The sequence below is a fragment of the Aeromonas rivuli genome, assembly GCF_000820045.1.
Taxonomy (GTDB): domain Bacteria; phylum Pseudomonadota; class Gammaproteobacteria; order Enterobacterales; family Aeromonadaceae; genus Aeromonas; species Aeromonas rivuli.
In genome coordinates, this window is record NZ_CDBJ01000042.1 from 1 (window position 1) to 17,035 (window position 17,035).

At 61.3% G+C, this 17,035-nt stretch carries 17 protein-coding genes; 3 read left to right on the forward strand and 14 right to left on the reverse strand.

Annotated elements, in window-relative coordinates:
- Together BN1130_RS22860 and BN1130_RS07840 are read left to right on the forward strand one after the other, a co-directional pair.
- Nucleotides 1-2,020: autotransporter outer membrane beta-barrel domain-containing protein (locus BN1130_RS22860; protein ID WP_232301955.1), on the forward strand; the 2,020-nt coding region annotated here is incomplete at its 5' end.
- 56 nt (nt 2,021-2,076) lie between these two features.
- A complete protein-coding gene (locus BN1130_RS07840; protein ID WP_042041284.1) occupies nt 2,077-2,625 on the forward strand; it encodes an NAD(P)H nitroreductase in 549 nt (182 codons plus the stop codon).
- A 408-nt stretch (nt 2,626-3,033) separates the two neighbouring features.
- Here the strand turns inward: BN1130_RS07840 and BN1130_RS07845 are convergent, their stop codons facing one another.
- The 3 genes from BN1130_RS07845 to BN1130_RS07855 all read right to left on the reverse strand — a co-directional run bounded on the left by BN1130_RS07845 (nt 3,034) and on the right by BN1130_RS07855 (nt 6,309).
- Nucleotides 3,034-3,588, reverse strand: coding sequence for a sugar O-acetyltransferase (locus tag BN1130_RS07845; protein ID WP_042041285.1), 555 nt, complete (start codon nt 3,586-3,588; stop codon nt 3,034-3,036).
- Between the two features lie 228 nt (nt 3,589-3,816).
- A complete protein-coding gene (gene prmA, locus BN1130_RS07850) occupies nt 3,817-4,695 on the reverse strand; it encodes a 50S ribosomal protein L11 methyltransferase (protein WP_042041287.1) in 879 nt (292 codons plus the stop codon).
- Nucleotides 4,696-5,295: 600 nt separating this feature from the next.
- Entirely contained in the window at nt 5,296-6,309 is a 1,014-nt protein-coding gene (locus tag BN1130_RS07855) for a zinc-binding alcohol dehydrogenase family protein (protein ID WP_042041288.1), read from the reverse strand.
- A gap of 96 nt (nt 6,310-6,405) precedes the next feature.
- Here BN1130_RS07855 and BN1130_RS07860 point away from each other — a divergent pair, with 96 nt between their 5' ends.
- Entirely contained in the window at nt 6,406-7,281 is an 876-nt protein-coding gene (locus BN1130_RS07860) for a LysR family transcriptional regulator (protein WP_042041289.1), read from the forward strand.
- A 38-nt stretch (nt 7,282-7,319) separates the two neighbouring features.
- Here the strand turns inward: BN1130_RS07860 and BN1130_RS07865 are convergent, their stop codons facing one another.
- From BN1130_RS07865 to torD, 11 genes are all read right to left on the reverse strand, one after another.
- On the reverse strand, nt 7,320-8,735 hold the full coding sequence (locus BN1130_RS07865; protein ID WP_042041290.1) for a PTS transporter subunit EIIC: 1,416 nt from the start codon (nt 8,733-8,735) through the stop codon (nt 7,320-7,322).
- A gap of 86 nt (nt 8,736-8,821) precedes the next feature.
- The gene (gene panF, locus BN1130_RS07870; protein ID WP_042041291.1) at nt 8,822-10,285 is read right to left on the reverse strand and encodes a sodium/pantothenate symporter; all 1,464 of its coding nucleotides are present in this window, start codon (nt 10,283-10,285) and stop codon (nt 8,822-8,824) included.
- The gene (locus BN1130_RS22220; RefSeq protein WP_198135248.1) at nt 10,275-10,412 is read right to left on the reverse strand and encodes a hypothetical protein; all 138 of its coding nucleotides are present in this window, start codon (nt 10,410-10,412) and stop codon (nt 10,275-10,277) included. Before BN1130_RS22220 ends, panF begins: the two co-directional genes overlap by 11 nt.
- Entirely contained in the window at nt 10,402-10,539 is a 138-nt protein-coding gene (locus BN1130_RS22225) for a hypothetical protein (protein ID WP_198135249.1), read from the reverse strand. Before BN1130_RS22225 ends, BN1130_RS22220 begins: the two co-directional genes overlap by 11 nt.
- Nucleotides 10,529-10,792, reverse strand: a complete 264-nt coding sequence (locus BN1130_RS07875) for a YhdT family protein (protein ID WP_042041292.1) — start codon at nt 10,790-10,792, stop codon at nt 10,529-10,531. The genes BN1130_RS22225 and BN1130_RS07875 overlap by 11 nt, the downstream gene beginning before the upstream one ends.
- 161 nt (nt 10,793-10,953) lie before the next feature.
- The gene (accC, locus tag BN1130_RS07880) at nt 10,954-12,294 is read right to left on the reverse strand and encodes an acetyl-CoA carboxylase biotin carboxylase subunit (protein WP_005900342.1); all 1,341 of its coding nucleotides are present in this window, start codon (nt 12,292-12,294) and stop codon (nt 10,954-10,956) included.
- A 14-nt stretch (nt 12,295-12,308) separates the two neighbouring features.
- The gene (accB, locus tag BN1130_RS07885; protein WP_042041293.1) at nt 12,309-12,761 is read right to left on the reverse strand and encodes an acetyl-CoA carboxylase biotin carboxyl carrier protein; all 453 of its coding nucleotides are present in this window, start codon (nt 12,759-12,761) and stop codon (nt 12,309-12,311) included.
- Nucleotides 12,762-12,787: 26 nt separating this feature from the next.
- Complete coding sequence (gene aroQ / locus BN1130_RS07890; RefSeq protein ID WP_005900347.1) at nt 12,788-13,246, reverse strand: type II 3-dehydroquinate dehydratase; 459 nt, start codon at nt 13,244-13,246, stop codon at nt 12,788-12,790.
- A 287-nt stretch (nt 13,247-13,533) separates the two neighbouring features.
- Entirely contained in the window at nt 13,534-15,480 is a 1,947-nt protein-coding gene (acs, locus tag BN1130_RS07895; RefSeq protein ID WP_042041295.1) for an acetate--CoA ligase, read from the reverse strand.
- A gap of 269 nt (nt 15,481-15,749) precedes the next feature.
- A complete protein-coding gene (locus BN1130_RS07900) occupies nt 15,750-16,118 on the reverse strand; it encodes a hypothetical protein (RefSeq protein ID WP_042041296.1) in 369 nt (122 codons plus the stop codon).
- A gap of 3 nt (nt 16,119-16,121) precedes the next feature.
- Nucleotides 16,122-16,784, reverse strand: a complete 663-nt coding sequence (torD, locus tag BN1130_RS07905; protein WP_042041297.1) for a molecular chaperone TorD — start codon at nt 16,782-16,784, stop codon at nt 16,122-16,124.
- Nucleotides 16,785-17,035 lie beyond the last annotated feature (251 nt).

Genomic DNA, 17,035 nt, shown 5'->3' on the forward strand with positions numbered 1-17,035 from the left:
CGGTGGCGTGCAGCCACCGATAGCCACCTTGCCGCCGCAGGGGATAACACCGACCTTGCCCGGTGGCGTGCAGCCGCCGATAGCCACCTTGCCGCCACAGGGAATAACGCCAACCCTGCCGGGAGGCGTGCAGCCGCCGGTGGGTACCTTGCCGCCGCAGGGAATAACGCCGACCTTGCCCGGTGGCGTGCAGCCACCGGTTGGCGCCTTGCCGCCACAGGGAATAACGCCGACCTTGCCCGGTGGTGTTCAGCCGCCGGTAGGTACTCTGCCGCCGCAGGGAATAACGCCAACCCTGCCCGGTGGTGTTCAGCCGCCGGTAGGTACTTTGCCGCCGCAGGGAATAACGCCAACCCTGCCCGGTGGCGTGCAGCCGCCAGTGGGTACTCTGCCGCCGCAAGGGATAACACCGACCCTGCCGGGAGGCGTGCAGCCGCCGGTGGGCACTCTGCCGCCGCAGGGAATAACGCCAACTCTGCCCGGTGGCGTGCAGCCGCCAGTGGGTACTCTGCCGCCGCAGGGAATAACGCCGACTCTGCCCGGTGGCGTGCAACCGCCAGTGGGCACTCTGCCGCCGCAGGGGTTGACCCCAGGTATGCCGACTACACCTCCTCAGGGATTGATGCCAAGCCGCCCCACTCTTGGAGACAGGCCCTTTATCATCCGCCCAGGTGCGATGCAGCCACCAATAGCCACCTTGCCGCCGCAGGGGATAACACCAACTCTGCCCGGTGGTGTGCAGCCGCCAGTTGGCACCTTGCCGCCGCAGGGGATAACGCCAACCCTGCCGGGAGGCGTGCAGCCGCCGGTAGCTACTCTGCCGCCGCAGGGAATAACGCCGACCCTGCCGGGAGGTGTGCAGCCACCGGTAGGAACCTTGCCGCCGCAGGGGGGGATGCCCACTCGCCCTCCCTTGGGTGAACGGCCCTTTATCACTCTGCCGGGCGGCGTGCAGCCGCTGCCCGGCACCTTGATTCCCGAAGGGCGCTTACCGCCCCCGGCGATCCCGGCGCAGCCTGGTTATTTACCGGGTCAGCAGAGCGCGGGCCAACAGGCAAGCGAGCGAGCACTGAACGAGCGGACCCTGTGCGTGATGGCCGATGAGCGGGCTAAATTGCCGCCCGAGCAACAGGCTCAATACCCGGATTGCCCCTTCACCCGTGCCGAGTTGGCCGCAGGTCAAGGGGGCCAGCCAGTGGCTCAGCCTGAATCTGTGGAACGACGTTGGAACCTGTGGGCGGATGAGGTCTATTACGACATCTCGGATCACCGCGAGGGATTGGATATGTCGGGCTCAACCAATGTGTTCAGCCTGGGAGCCGATACCCGGTTGGACAAGAACACCATCCTCGGCTTTAGCGTCTCCCGGGTCGACAGCAAGGTGGACTCCTTCAATGGCGGCATGCGCATGGCGGCCGGTGGCTTCAACATAGGCCCCTACCTGGCGTATCAGGTATCGGACAGCTGGATGCTGGATGGCACGCTGATCTATGGCTGGATGGACAACAAGCAGGATCTGCTGTTCCTCTCCGGTGACTATGGCTCGACCTCGCTGAGCGGTAGTCTGGGGGCCACAGGTCAGTACTTCTGGTCCAATACCTCAATACGCCCGCGTCTGGCTATCAACTACAGCCACAACCGCAGCAAGGGTTACCGGATGAGCGGTGATTATCAGGGATTGGCGCTGCATCTTGATAATGAGAGTGGCAGCTACAACCAGGGCAACATGACGGGGACGGTTGAATTTAGCCGTGTCTATTACACCGACATAGGTCTGCCGCTGATGCCTTACGCCGAGCTGGGACTGGATTACGGCTTTGAGAGACCGAACGATGGCTATATCCTGACGGGAGATCTCAGTTCGGCTCGCACAGAACCGCTCAGCGGCACCATGCGATTGGGGCTGCGTACCCTGATTGGTGGCGAGGCCACCCTGACCACCAGTGCCGGTTACACCAGCATAGGGCAGGATGATCTCAATATCTGGGAGTGGCGCATCAATCTCTCCAAGCCGTTCTGATCCCCTATCGACACAGGGGCCTATGCTGGCCCCTCATGACTCAGAAGGAGCATCACATGGATGCACTTACCCTACTGCTTAACCGCCACTCCTGTGCCCGTCTGACGACGCCTGCCCCGAGTGGCGAAGCGCTCGACAACATCCTCAAGGCGGGGCTGCGCGCACCGGATCACGGCACCCTGACCCCTTGGCAGTTCATCCTGTTTGAGGGGGAGGGGCGTGAGCGACTCGGCACCCTGCTCGGCGACGCGGCCCGGCTGCGTGGTGACGACGATGACAGCATCAGCAAGAGTGAGCAGGCGCCCCTGCGTGCGCCGCTGGTGGTGGCCGTTGCGAGCCGTTTTCAGGATCACCCCAAGGTGCCGAAGCTGGAGCAGGAACTCTCTGCCGGTTGTGCGCTGATGGCGATGCAGATGGCCGCCCAGGCGCAAGGGTTCAATGGTATCTGGCGCTCCGGCTGGTTTATCTTCGACGAGCACATTCGTCAAGGGCTGGGGCTAGGGGAGCAGGATCAGCTGGTGGGTTTCCTCTACCTGGGTACCCCTCAACTGGAGGCTCGCAAGCTGCGTGAACTGCCCTTGGCCGATTTCGTCCGCCACTTCTGATGATGGCGAGCTGAGTGAATGGTGCATGCCATGAGACTTGAATGGAAAGCCCTGTTCTATCAGGGCTTTTTTTATGGAGCCGGAAATAATAACCAGAGCGGGGAGGGGAAATAAAGGGGGCAAGCAAGGCATTTTCTGTGGCAGCAAACACTTTTTTTAATAGTGAGAGGAAGTTCGCAAAATGAGTCGATCTCACTATGTAAAACGTTTGCGCCCCGTTATCATCCCTGTCGCCAGTTCAGAAGGCTCGCCTTCTGATTTTCTGCGATGAGAGTCGCAATTCCGTAGCACCTTTTATATAGCCCAACGTCTTCGTGACCTTGGGCTTCATTTTTTGGGTGCAACCTCATGGGCCCAGTGGGCGACATGAGGGCAAAAAAAGTGTGCGCTCCCCGGATTGGCCGCCCGTCAGTGGCTCTGCCTCGGGGGCAGTATGCGGGCAGGGTTGCCCACCACCCGCGCCCCGGCCGGTACATCCCTGCTCACCACGGCGCCTGCGCCGACGATGGCCTCCCGGCCTATGGTGACCCCTGGCAGCAAGATGGCGCCGCCACCTATCCACACCCTGTCTGCTATGGTGACCGGCAGTGCCGTCTCCACCCCGGCCAGGCGCTCATCGGCATTCAGGGCATGGGCGGCGGTATAGATCTGCACATTGGGGCCCATCATGACGCCGGCCCCGATGCGGATCGGGGCATTGTCCAGCAGGGTGGCCCCCATATTGATGAACGAGCCCACCCCCAGGCTGATATGGCGACCATAGCTGCACTGAAAGGGCGGGCAGATGAAGGCGCCTTCTGCCAGTTCACCCACCAGGGCTTTGAGCAGGATCTGCTGTGCATCCTCATCGTCCTCCCGATTGAAGCGGCGATAGAGGCTCATTGCCGTCTTGCGCAAGGCGGTGAGCTCGGGGGCCATGCAGTTGTAAGGCTGGCTGTCGATCATCAACTGGTAGTCGGTCATGGAGGGCCTCGTCGGTTGGGTGGCATGCAGGTTCGGTGCGTGCAGATGTTACCCCTTTATGGCGAGGAGAAGGGTGAGCGGTGGCGCACTGCTGATCCAGAACCGTGAGCTAACAATCGGGCCTGCTCTGGATCGGAGCAAAAGCCAGAAACAACAAGGGCACTTGACGGTGCCCTTGTGGGTTTACTCGCTGGCCATGGGCGGTGCTTGCGCACCGCCGCCGTTCAATCAGCCGTGCTTGCGGCCCGAGAGGCGGCACCACTCCTCTTTCACTGCGGTCTGGTCCATGTCGAACCACTGGCCGTAGATGGTCTCCAGCTCCGGCGCCTGGCTCTCCAGCACGCCGGACAGTGCCATCAGGCTGCCGGGCTTGCCCAGACCCTTGATGAGCGGCGCCAGTTCGCGCAGCGGGCCAGCCAGGATATTGGCGACCACCACGTCGGCACTGATGCCGTCCGGCTGATCCGCAGGCAGGTAGAGCTCTATCTGACCCGCGACGCCATTACGTTCGGCGTTGTCATGGCTGGCCTGAATGGCCTGCGGGTCTATGTCGATGCCGATGACCCGGGCGGCGCCGAGCTTGAGGGCGGCGATGCCGAGGATGCCGGAGCCACAACCGAAGTCGACCACGGTTTTACCAGTCAGATCCAGGCCATCGAGCCACTGCAGGCAGAGCGCCGTGGTGGGGTGGGTGCCGGTACCGAATGCCAGACCGGGATCCAGCATGACGTTGACCGCATCGGGGTTGGGCACATCGCGCCAGCTCGGGCAGATCCAGAGCCGCTCGCCAAACTGCATGGGGTGGAAGTGATCCATCCACTCGCGCACCCAGTCCTTGTCTTCCAGCTGCTCGACCTTGTAACCGACATCTTCCCCGAAGATCTGCTGGAAGAAGGCGATGGTGGGCGCCGGGTCGGTTTCGGCATCGAACAGCCCCATCACCTCGGTCTCGCCCCAGAGCGGCGTTTCACCAGGCAGCGGCTCGTAGACGGGCACATCCTGGGCATCCATAAAGGTCACCGCCTGGGCTCCACGCCCCAGCAGCATGTTGCTCACCTTGTCCGCGGTTTTAGCGGTGGCGTTGATTCGAATTTGTATCCAGGGCATGGGGTCGACTCTTCATGAATGTGAAACCGCGGGATTCTACCATTCCGGGCCTGCGCTGTCGTGGTTTGCCCGCGGCCGAAAGGGGCCGACTCCGTCCGTCAGCCTCTCATGAGAGAAAAACAAGGACCATCAGCAAGGTTGGCACGGTTAATGTATTAATCCTTACTGCTTTGCTCTAGGAAAGTTCCGTCATCTTTCACGCCACCCTCGGGTGGCGATTTTTTTTGGTGAAAGCCAGCCAGGAGAGAGGCTGCGAGGAGGGCACGGCCGCACTGGCCAATAAAAATGACCCAGAGCGGGTCATTTTTATTGAGTTGGCACGGTAGCTGCAATCAATAAATTATCCTGCAAAGGATGTGTGTGTGATTGTTACCCCCAACGTTCAGGTATTTAGGGTCATCCCGGTCGGGATGGCCCCTTTTTTTGTCCGCTATGGCGTATGTTGGCCCTTTGAGCCGCCAGGGGGGCTCGCCGAGGGTTCAGGGCGTCACGAAATAGCCGTGCTGGGGAGGTGGGGGGCGCTTCCCTGTACGCTTTTGGTGCCTATCCCTGGTGAAATCACCCCATGATGGTGCGATTTCTACCCACTTAGGGGAGGGGTTAAGCGAACTCGGCCATGTCGATCACCAGTTTGCCGATCATCCGTCCCGCTTCTACCTCTGCGTGTGCTTGCGCCAGGGTGGCTGGGGTCAATGCAGTCAGGGTCTGGCCCAGGGTGGTGCGCACTGTCCCCAGGTCGACCAGCTGGCTGACCTCGCTCAACAGCCTGTGCTGTTCAATCATGTCCGGGGTCTGGAACAGGGAGCGGGTGAACATGAACTCCTGGCTGAAGGTGACGCTCTTTGCCTTGAGCAGGCCGAGATCCCAGGGCTCATTGGATTCGGCAATGGTGCAGATATGGCCGAATGGACGTATCAGGCTGGCCATGGCGCTCCAGTGCTGTTCGGTGGCATTGGTGCAGAAGATGGCATCGAGCTGGTTGATGCCAAGGGCCGCAAGATCTCCCTGCAGGTTGTGATGGCTCACTACCCGGTGAGCCCCCATTGCCAGGCACCAGTCGCGGGTTTCTGGCCGGGAGGCGGTGGCGATCACCTCCATCCCGGTGAGCTGGCGAGCGAGCTGGATGGCGATGGAACCCACGCCGCCCGCCCCGCCGATGATGAGCAAGTGCCCCTTGCTGTCCCGCTGGAGGCCGATGCGATCGAACAGCGCCTCCCAGGCGGTGATGGCGGTAAGCGGCAGGGCGGCGGCTTCGACATCGGACAGGCTGGCGGGGGCCAGGGCGACGATCCGCTCATCGACCAGTTGCAGTTCGCTGTTGCTGCCGGGGCGACTGATATCCCCCGCGTACCAGACCCGGTCACCCGCCTTGAACAGGGTGACCTCGCTGCCGACAGCGACCACGTTACCCACCGCATCCCAACCCAGTACCCGTGGGCTGGCCTCCACTTTATCCTTGGGGGCGCGCACCTTGGTATCGACCGGGTTGATGGAGGTGGCGCCGATTTTCACCAGCAGATCCCGCGGGCCGGGAGTGGGGGTGGGGAGGCTGGCCTCGATGAAGCAGTGGGGATGATCGCTTGGCAGATAATGGGTGAGGGCGATGGCTTTCATGGCAATTCCTTGTCGGACAGATTGGGATTGCCTCGCAGTCTAGTCTGGTTAATTATTCCTATTAAGATGGGTAATTGGTAAAGACTGTTTGAATATATGAACAATCCAGAACTAGAGCTGATGGGGATCTTCGCCACTGTGGTGGAGCAGGGCAGTTTCACCGCCGCCGCCGAGTTGCTCGGCATGCCAAAGTCTTCGGTGAGCCAGAAGATATCGCGGCTCGAATCCCTGCTCGGCATGCGGCTGCTGCAACGGACTACCCGTCGCCTCAGTCTGACTCCCCAGGGCGAGATCTATGTGGAGCACTGCCAGGCGTTGCTCAATGTGGCGCGCGGGGCACACCTGGCGATGGCGCGGCTGCGTGAGGCGCCGGCAGGGAAGGTGAGGATCACGGCGCCAGAGGCAACCGGCACCCTGCTGCTCGGCAAGATACTGGCCGAGTTTCGGCTCCTCTATCCCGAGGTGGTGATAGAGCTGACCCTGAGCGATGAACAGCTGGATCTGGTGGCAAAGGGTTACGATCTGGCGCTGCGGGCGGCGCCGCTGAAAGATTCCAGCCTTATTTGCCGGCAGATTGGGCAGGTGGCGCGTCATCTGGTGGCGGCGCCTGGTTACCTCGCCCGGGCAGGGCGGCCGGATACCGTGGCCGATCTGAGCGGGCATGCCTGTCTGGTGCACAGTGCGCTGCCCCTGTGGCCATTGCAACCAGGGGGGGGGCGGCCAAAGGGAGTCTGTCTCTCCAATAGCCTGCTGGCCCTGCGAGAGCTGGCCATTCATGAAGGGGGAATCGCCCTGCTGCCTGCTCATGTCTGTCGGGATGAGTTGCTCAGCGACAAACTGGTCAGCCTGTTGCCAGCGCACCCCATACCCAGCAATCCCTTCTATCTCATCTACCCGAGCCGGGAGCATCTGGCGCCCGCCTTGCGATCCTTGATGGATTTTGTCGCCGAGCGACTGGCGTTCACCCCTTAGCAAGAGCCCTGCCGACCGGCAACGTTCAGGGACTGCGCCTACCAGCGGCTCTGGCTGCTCGACGCCTGATTGGGCTTGAGGCCAAGCGGCACAGACTGGCGCTCGGCCAGCATGCGGATCTGCCCCTCGATGAGCCCTGCATTGGGGCCCAGCACCAATACCAGCTGATGCTCGTTGAGTGCTATCCAGGAGAGGCAACCCAGGTTGAGCAGCTGGGATTGATCCACCAACTCCATGTTGCGTACCCGGATGCTGAGCCGGGTCAGGCAGACGCTGATGGCTTGCAGGTTGTCCATGCCGCCGAGCAGCTTGAGATAGCGGATGGCCAACATCTGGGGGTCGGCAGGGGGAACATTGGCCATCTCCTGGGGGACAAGGTGCTGGTTGGAGAGGCTGAGGGGGGAGCGCCCCAGCATCTGATAGAACAGCAGGGCATAGGCCACGAAAAAGAGGATCCCCAGGGGAATGATCCAGAAGGCATGCACCCCGCTGCCATAGCTCAGACTGAGATCCAGCAACCCGGCGGAGAAGTAACTGCCGAGCTGGATATCGAGGGCACTGCAGATGGCGAACGACAGGCCGGTGAGCAGGGCATGGGCCAGAAACAGCCAGGGCGCCGTGAAGGCAAACAGAAACTCGATGGGCTCGGTGATGCCGATGCAGGCGGACGTGAGGGCCAGGGTCAGCAGCAGGGCACCGTGGGGCAGTTGTCGGAGGCGATGACGGTGCAACCAGATGGCGAAACAGGCACCGGGCAAGCCGAACATGATAATGGGATAGAGACCGGCGCCATAGCCTTGGTGCAGCGGCTGTGCCGCCGCCAGGGCCAGCTGATTGCTGGCACCCAGGGTCACCAGATTGCCCAACAGCTGGTGCAACCCGAGAGGGAGCAGCAGACGGTTGAGCACCCCGTAACTGAAGGCGCCAAGGGGCGTCCCCAGATCCGTGGTTATCTGGCTGATCCCCTGCTCCAGGGCCGGCCAGATCAGTGAGAGTGGCACGGCGATCAGCAGGCAGATGAAGGCACTGAGCAGGGGGCCTTGCCAGGGACCGGGCAGATAGAGGCGTATCGGCTTGGGTAGTGCGGGCGACCAGGGTCCAAACAGGGCCGTCATGATGCCCGCCAGCATGCCACAGACAAGATCGGCATGCAGACCCGGGGCCAGCGCCGAGAGCGCGGAGCTCAGCAGCAGGAAGTTGACGGCCCCCGAGAGCGCCAACCCCCCCCGCTCGGTGCGACCAATCCCGAAGGCAATGGCGACCGCATAGATGAGGGGCATCTGACCGAAGATGGCCTGTCCGCTCAGCACCAGCACGGGCAGATCGAGGGCATCCGGCTGGCCGAGTCGATGGAGCAGGGCGGCCAATGGCAGGATGGAGACGGGCAGCAGCAAGGCATAGCCCAGTCGCTGCATGGCCTGGATCAGCGTCTGTTGGCGAGAAGGTGGCGTCATTGAAGAGGGGTAAAGTGTGACATGGCGCACACTTTACCCTTTACTCCCCTTAAGGGATAGTCTTCGAGGGATTAATCACCAATAAGTTAACCCCGATCAAACAGTTGGCGTACTACCACCCCTGGTGGTGGGGTCAGCAGGCTTACCAGTACGAAGACGAACAGACCCAGCCCCAGGCTGGGCACTATGGCGTGCAGTCCCGCCAGCTTGATGCCCCAATGGCTCAATACGCCATAGCAGAGAATGCCACTGACCATGCAGGCCAGTGCCCCCTGGCCGTTGGCTCGGGGCCAATAGAGGCCGAGCACCAGGGGCCAAAGGAAGACGGCCTGCAGGCCGCCGAAGGCGAGCAGGTTGAGCCAGATGATCATCTCGGGGGGCTGCAGCGCGGCCAGCAGCACCAGGGTGCCCAGGATCAGGGTGGTGATCAGCGACAGGCGGGGAATCCGCACCTCCAGCTTCTGTTGGGACTGTTTGGGGCTCAGATAGTTGAGCCAGAGATCCTTGACCAGGGTCGCCGAGGCCTGGATCAGCTGGGAGTCGATGGTCGACATGATGGCGGCCATGGGGGCAGCCAGGAAGACCCCCGCCAGCCAGGGAGGCAGCACCTCCATCATCAGGGCTGGCATGATCTTGTCAGGACTGTCCATGGCGGGCAGCAGGGCACGGCCCAGGGCGCCAGCCAAATGCATGCCGAACATCAGCAGGGCACTGACGATGGTGCCGATGAGGATGCCGCGATGGAGCGCCTTGCTGTCTTTGTAGCCGAAGCAGCGCAGCGCCGAATGGGGCAGGCCGATGACGCCGACGCAGACCAGGATCCAGAAGCTCAGCATGAAGGGCTGGGTCAGCATGTCCCCGGCCCCCTGGGGGCTGACCAGTTTGGGATCGATCACCTCGAGTTGATGGATGAGGTTGGGCAGACCGTCACCGGCTATCAACACCCCGGCCAGCAGGGCCCCGGTGCCTATCAGCATGATGATCCCCTGCAGGGCATCCGTCATCACCACGGCGCGAAAACCGCCGATCACCGTGTAGAGCAGCACGCAGCTGGCAAACAGGAAGAGCCCCTGCTGGTAGCTGAGACCGGTGGCGGTCTCCAGCAGACGAGCCCCGCCGATGAACTGCACCACCATGGTGGCGATGAAGGCGAGAATGATGGTCACCGAACCCAGCACCACCACCGCCTTGCTCTGATAGCGGGCCCACAGCATGTCGTTGATGGTCACCGCATTGACCCGGCGGGCGATGATGGCGAACTTCTTGCCAAGCACCCCCAGGGTGAGCCAGACGGTGGGCAGCTGGATCATCGCCAGCAGCACCCATCCCAACCCAATCTTGTAAGCGGCGCCAGGGCCGCCGATGAAGGAGGAGGCCGAGGTGTAGGTCGCCACCAGGGTCATGGCCAGCACCAGGCCACCCATGCTGCGATTGCCGATGAAGTACTCCTGCATGAAGTCTCCACCCTGGCGACGGCGGCTGGCCCAGTAGCCGATACCAAGCACCAGCAACAGATAGATGAGCAGCGGCAGCAACAGTTCAATGTTCATGACGGGGCTCCTGCGGGCTTGGCGATGCTGAGTCGAGGGGGATCTCGATAAACGGCAGGTTCACCATGAAGGCCTCTATTCCCATCAACAGCTGCGGTGCAGGCATCGGTAGCTGATCAAGCTTCATGACGGGGCTCCTGCTGGCTTGGCAATGCTGAGTCGAGGGGGATCTCGATAAACGGCAGGTTCACCATGAAGGCCTCTATTCCCATCAACAGCTGCGGTGCTGGCATCGGTAGTTGATCAAGCTTCATGGCGGGGCTCCTGAGGGCTTGGCAACTCGGGATCGAGGGGGATCTCGATAAACAGCCAGTTCACCATGACAGCGCAGAGCACCATGAACAGCAGGGGCATCAGCATGCAACTGAGCAGGAACCAGAGGGGCATACCCCAATACTGAAGCGTCTCGGGAATGAAATAGGCACAGCCATACCAGGCGACGAAATAGAGCAGGGTCAGCAGCAGGCAGAGGGTGGCTTCCCGGCGGGCGAGGTTGAAACGAGACATGTTGAATGCAGCCTCCAGAGAGTGAAGGGCGCAAGGATAACAAAAAAGGGCCATGTCGCCATGGCCCTTTTATTCGGGTCTCTTACAGACTCAACGTCTGGTGCAGATGATGGTTGTTACACGCCATCTTGCCCAGCGGCACTGTCTGCATTGAGCGGTCCTTACAGACCCAACTTCTTGTGCAGGTAGTGGATGTTGGTGCCACCGTGCTGGAAGTTTTCGTCCTTCATGATCTCTTTTTGCAGCGCCACGTTGGTCTTGATCCCTTCGACGACCAGTTCGTCCAGAGAGTGACGCATACGCGCGATGGCGATGTCGCGGTTCTCACCGTAACAGATCAGCTTGCCAATCATGGAGTCGTAGTAAGGCGGCACCTTGTAGCCAGCGTAGATGTGGGAGTCCCAACGCACGCCCATGCCACCCGGCGCGTGGAAGCGCTGGATGAGGCCAGGAGACGGCATGAAGGTGGCCGGATCTTCGGCATTGATCCGGCATTCGATGGCATGGCCACGGATGCGGATGTCCTGCTGGGTGATAGACAGGGGCTGGCCGGCGGCGATGCGCAGCTGCTCCTTGATCAGATCCACGCCGGTGACCATCTCGGTGACCGGATGCTCAACCTGGATACGGGTGTTCATCTCGATGAAGTAGAACTCGCCGTTCTCGTACAGGAACTCGAAGGTACCGGCACCGCGGTAGCCGATTTCGAGGCAGGCGCGCACGCAGCGCTCACCGATGAACTTGCGCATCTCTTCGGTGATGCCAGGTGCCGGTGCCTCTTCGACCACTTTCTGGTGGCGACGCTGCATGGAGCAGTCACGCTCGCCCAGATAGATGGCGCTGCCCTGACCGTCAGCCAATATCTGAATTTCGATATGGCGTGGGTTTTCCAGGTACTTCTCCATGTAGACCATGTCGTTCTTGAAGAACTGGCCTGCTTCGGATTTGGTCAGGGCGATGGCGGCAGCCAGCTCGGCTTCACTGCGCACCACGCGCATGCCGCGACCACCACCGCCACCGGCGGCCTTGATGATCACCGGATAGCCGATGCGCTTGGCGACACTGGCGTTGTGCTTGGTATCGCTGTCGACCGGGCCGTCGGAGCCGGGGACGCAGGGCACACCGGCCTTCTTCATGGCTTCGATGGCGGAAACCTTGTCACCCATCAGGCGAATGGTTTCGGCGCGCGGGCCGATGAAGATGAAGCCGGACTGCTCGACCACTTCGGCGAAGTCGGCATTCTCGGAGAGGAAACCGTAGCCAGGGTGGATGGCGACGGCGCCCGTCACCTCGGCGGCGGCGATGATGGCCGGCACATTGAGGTAGGATTCCCCGCTGGCAGGCTTGCCGATGCAGATGGATTCGTCGGCCAGCAGCACATGTTTGAGCTCCCGATCGGCGGTGGAGTGAACGGCCACTGTCTTGATCCCGAGCTCTTTGCAGGCGCGCAGGATCCGCAGGGCAATTTCACCGCGGTTGGCGATGACTACTTTGTCCAACATGGGTGAATATCCCCTTATTCGATGATGAACAGCGGCTCGTCGAATTCGACGGCCTGGCCATTCTCGACCAGAACGGCCTTGATCACGCCAGCCTTGTCAGATTCAATCTGGTTCATCATTTTCATGGCTTCGACGATGCACAGGGTGTCACCGACATTGACTTGCTGACCGACTTCCACGAAGGGTTTGGCTTCCGGGCTGGAGGAGCGATAGAAGGAGCCAACCATGGGGGAGCGCATCAGGTGACCACTCGGGGCGGCAGCCTCGGCGGTGGCAGCAGCAGGGGCGGCGACTGCGGCAGCGGCAGGTGCCATGGCAGGCTGCATAATCATCTGTGGTGCGACGTTGACCTGGCCGGAGAAATTACGGCTGATGCGAACAGACTCTTCCCCTTCGGAGATTTCCAGCTCGGCGATGCCGGACTCTTCAACCAGTTCAATCAGCTTTTTGATTTTGCGGATATCCATTAGCATTCTCTTTCTTCTTTGTCTGATCAGTGATTATCAAGCCGTGCCAAGTGACGCACAGCCGCGGTTAAAGCAAAGGTATAACCATCCGGCCCGAGTCCACAGATGACCCCTTTCGCGACATCAGACAGATAAGAGTGATGGCGGAACGGCTCTCTGGCATGGACGTTGGAGAGGTGCACCTCGATAAAGGGGATAGCAACCCCCAGCAGGGCATCTCGCAGCGCGACACTGGTATGGGTGAAGGCGGCAGGATTGATGATGATAAAATCCACCTGGCCCATGGCCTGGTGGATGCGCTCCAGCAGCAGATGTTCGGCGTTGGATTGCAGGTGGTCCAGTGTGACACCGAGTTGGCTGGCCTGGCGCTGCAGATCGGCGACGATCTCGTCGAGGGTCTGGCTGCCGTAGATACCGGGTTCCCGTTTGCCCAGCAGGTTCAAGTTAGGACCGTTGAGCAGAAGAATGCGGTGATGTTGCGACATAATGAGTACATCCTCGATGATAATGCTGTTAACTATCAGCTATCTTGCGGATGACCAGAAATCTAGCCATTTTTTGCGCAATTCGGTGTGCACTGACACACAGTTTTCGCAATTATATTGATTTCGTGAAAATTAGCAGCATTTTACTGGTCTAATCTCTACATCTGGCTATTTATTGAGCATATTAATGCGCGGAGCCGCTCTGCCGCAGTGCCCGCCTCTTCAGGCTTTCCAGACACGATAAAGCCGGCACAAGGCCGGCTTTATCGATCAGCAAGCGAAGGGGATCATGCCGCCTCTGACTTCTCGCGGATAAGTTTGTCCACGACCCCCGGATCCGCCAGGGTGGAGATATCTCCCAGGCTGTCGGTCTCGCCGGTGGCTATCTTGCGCAAGATCCGACGCATGATCTTGCCGGAGCGGGTCTTGGGCAGCCCCTCGGCCCAGTGGATCACATCCGGCGTGGCGATGGCGCCTATCTCCTTGCGCACCCACTCCTTCACCTCTTTAAGCAGCTCGCGGCTCGGCTCTTCTCCGGCGATCAGGGTGACATAGGCGTAGATGCCCTGACCCTTGATCTCGTGGGGCACCCCCACCACGGCCGCTTCGGCAATCTTGGGGTGGGCGACCAGGGCCGACTCTATCTCGGCGGTACCCATGCGGTGGCCGGAGACGTTGAGTACATCATCGACCCGACCCGTGATCCAGTAGTAGCCATCCTCGTCGCGACGAGCGCCGTCGCCGGTGAAGTAGCGACCGGGGAAGGTGGAGAAATAGGTCTGCTCGAAACGCTCATGGTCGCCGAACACGGTACGCATCTGACCCGGCCAGGAGTCGGTGATCACCAGGTTGCCCTCGGTGGCGCCCTCCAGTGGCTCGCCCAGGTTGTCTACCAGTGCCGGTTGTACCCCGAAGAAGGGACGGGTGGCCGAGCCAGGTTTGAGGTCGGTGACGCCGGGCAGGGGGCTGATCAGGATGCCGCCGGTCTCGGTCTGCCACCAGGTGTCGACGATGGGGCAGCGCTCATCGCCTATGGTGCGGTAGTACCACTCCCAGGCTTCCGGGTTGATGGGCTCGCCCACGGACCCCATGATGCGCAGACTGGCACGAGAGGTGCCTTCGATGGCATCTCTACCTTTGGCCATCAGGGCGCGGATGGCGGTCGGTGCCGTATAGAGGATGCTGACCTGGTGCTTGTCCACCACCTGGCTCATGCGGTTGGTGGCCGGGTAGTTGGGCACCCCTTCGAACATGAGGGTGGTGGCACCGTTGGCGAGCGGCCCATAGACCAGATAGGAGTGGCCTGTCACCCAGCCCACGTCGGCGGTACACCAGTAGATATCCTCTTCGTGGTAGTCGAACACGTACTTGAAGGTGAGCGCCGCATAGACCAGATAGCCGCCGGTGGTGTGCAGCACCCCCTTGGGTTTGCCGGTCGAGCCCGAGGTGTAGAGCACGAACAGCGGGTCCTCGGCGTTCATCGCCTCGGGCGGGCAGTCGCTGCTTGCCGTGGCCATGGCCTCGTGCCACCAGAGATCCCGTGCGCCGTGCCAGGCAACCTGACCGCCGGTGCGCTTGAGCACTATCACTTTCTCGATGCGGGTTTCGGGGTTGGCGAGGGCGTCGTCGACGTTCTTCTTGAGGGGCACGGCACGGCCGCCGCGCAGCCCCTCATCGGCGGTGATGACGATGGAGGAGCCGGAGTCGATGATGCGGCCGGCCAGGGCCTCGGGGGAGAAGCCGCCGAAGACGATGGAGTGAACGGCGCCGATGCGGGTACAGGCCAGCATGGCCACGGCGGCTTCCGGCACCATGGGCATGTAGAGACAGACCACATCGCCGCGTTTGACCCCTTGGGCTTTGAGCACGTTGGCAAACTTGCACACTTCACCGTGCAGCTCGCGGTAGGTCAGCTTGCGATCCTCGGCCGGGTTGTCCCCTTCCCAGATGATGGCGACCTTGTCGCCACGCTCGTGGAGATGACGGTCGAGGCAGTTGGCGGAGACGTTGAGCTGGCCATCTTCGAACCATTTGATGGAGACGTGGCCGGGATCGTAGGAGCTGTTCTTGACCTTGGTATAGGGCTTCATCCAGTCGATGATCTTGCCTTGCTCCCCCCAGAAGGCATCGGGATCCTGCACCGAGGCCCGATACATGGCCTCATAGCCGGCCTTGTCCAGCAGGGCGTCCTGGCTGATGTGGGATTTGACCGGGTAGACCTTGTGCTCGCTCATTGTTCACTCCTTTGAATACATCTTCTTAATGATTACATAACAACTTATACCTTTGCCGAGGGAGGGCAATTAGACTTTTGGATAGCCGTGCGCTAGCGCCCACTTAGTGTTTCAAACGGCGTATTTTGTCGGTTCAAGGTTTGGGTAAGGGCTGGCGGCGGGGCGTGTCGGTATGCTGGGGGGCTGGCGAAGAGAGTGCCAAAGAGAGTGCCGAAGTGGCCATTCTCAGGGGACCTTGGTTGGCGCGGGGCAAGGCAGGCCGGTGCGGGTTAGCCCTTCTGGCGGCCGAAGGCCTGAAGACCGCGCACCAGCACCAGCAAGCTGAGGATGTGGAAGGGCAGCGCCAGTGCCCACAGCTGCCACCAGTTGGGTTCCCCCGCATAGCAGTTGATAAAGGCCACCCAGGCGACCAGCAGGGTCAGCATGCCAGCGAGCTGAAAGCGGCGGCGCAGCACCACTTCTACCCCCAGATTGGCGAGATAGAGCGTCAGGAGCACACCGCCAAACCCGGTGAGCTGGGCGCTGCCATAGAGGTCACGGTTGCTGTCAAACAGCAACCTGATAAGGGGAGTCAGGCCCTGCTCGCTCGGGATCAGGGCGAGTAGCCAGCAGGTGATGAGCAACAGGGCCGTCTTCATGACTCAGGACTCCTGGCCCTGAACCAGGCTGAGGTAATTGGCATCCATCACCAGGAAGACCCCGAGCAGGCGGGCGCAGGCGCCATAGAAGCCGAAGGCATCTTTGGCACGGCACCCCTGTTCGAAGCGTTCGAACCAGCCGAGCAGGTGGTCATGCAGCAGTGCAGCCTGTTCGGCGAGCCAGCGGCTGCGCTCGTCGGCGTTGGTGGCTTCGGCGGCGCGAATGATGAGGTTGCCCATCAGATCCAGTTCGATGGCCAGGTGATCTTCCGGCTCCTTGTACTTGTCGCTGACGCTGATGCCAAGCCGGGTGAGGCGCGCCTGCATCAGGGTCATGGGCGCCTGCATCAACAAGCCCCCTTCGCCGCGATAGAGGGATTCATAAGGCGGCACCCCTTGCTTGGGGTCACTGAGGAACAGACCGGCGAAATCGGCGGCCAGCTCCAGCTGGCGATCGGGGCGCACCAGCAGACGGGCGATGGCGTCGTTGAGCTCGGCCACGGCGTCACGCATGGGATCCAGGGTCGAGAGACTCTTCAAGAAGCTGCGCACGTCGTAGCTATCGTATTCGGCGATCTGCTCATCAGACAGTTCGGCGGCAAACAGGGTGGCAAACCACCAGTAGAGTTCGGCCCTGCGTTCGCTTGTGGCCAGAAATTCCTGCATTTTTTCCTCCGTTGATGACAATCGGGAGCCATGATGGCCCCCGATTCTAACGACTTTGATAATAAAGGAAACCGTGGTTTCCCTTTTGTCCGGGCTAGCCTCGCTGGCTCGCAGCCCGAGCCGGAAACATGGGGTCTATGCCCGCTGCTGCGTGAACATCCGCTCTCCTCCCTGACTCAGGCTTGCTGCAATAGCCTGGTCGATCCCGCCCACCGTTGACCCTCCTGGTGTCGCCCTGGCTGGTCGAGTCC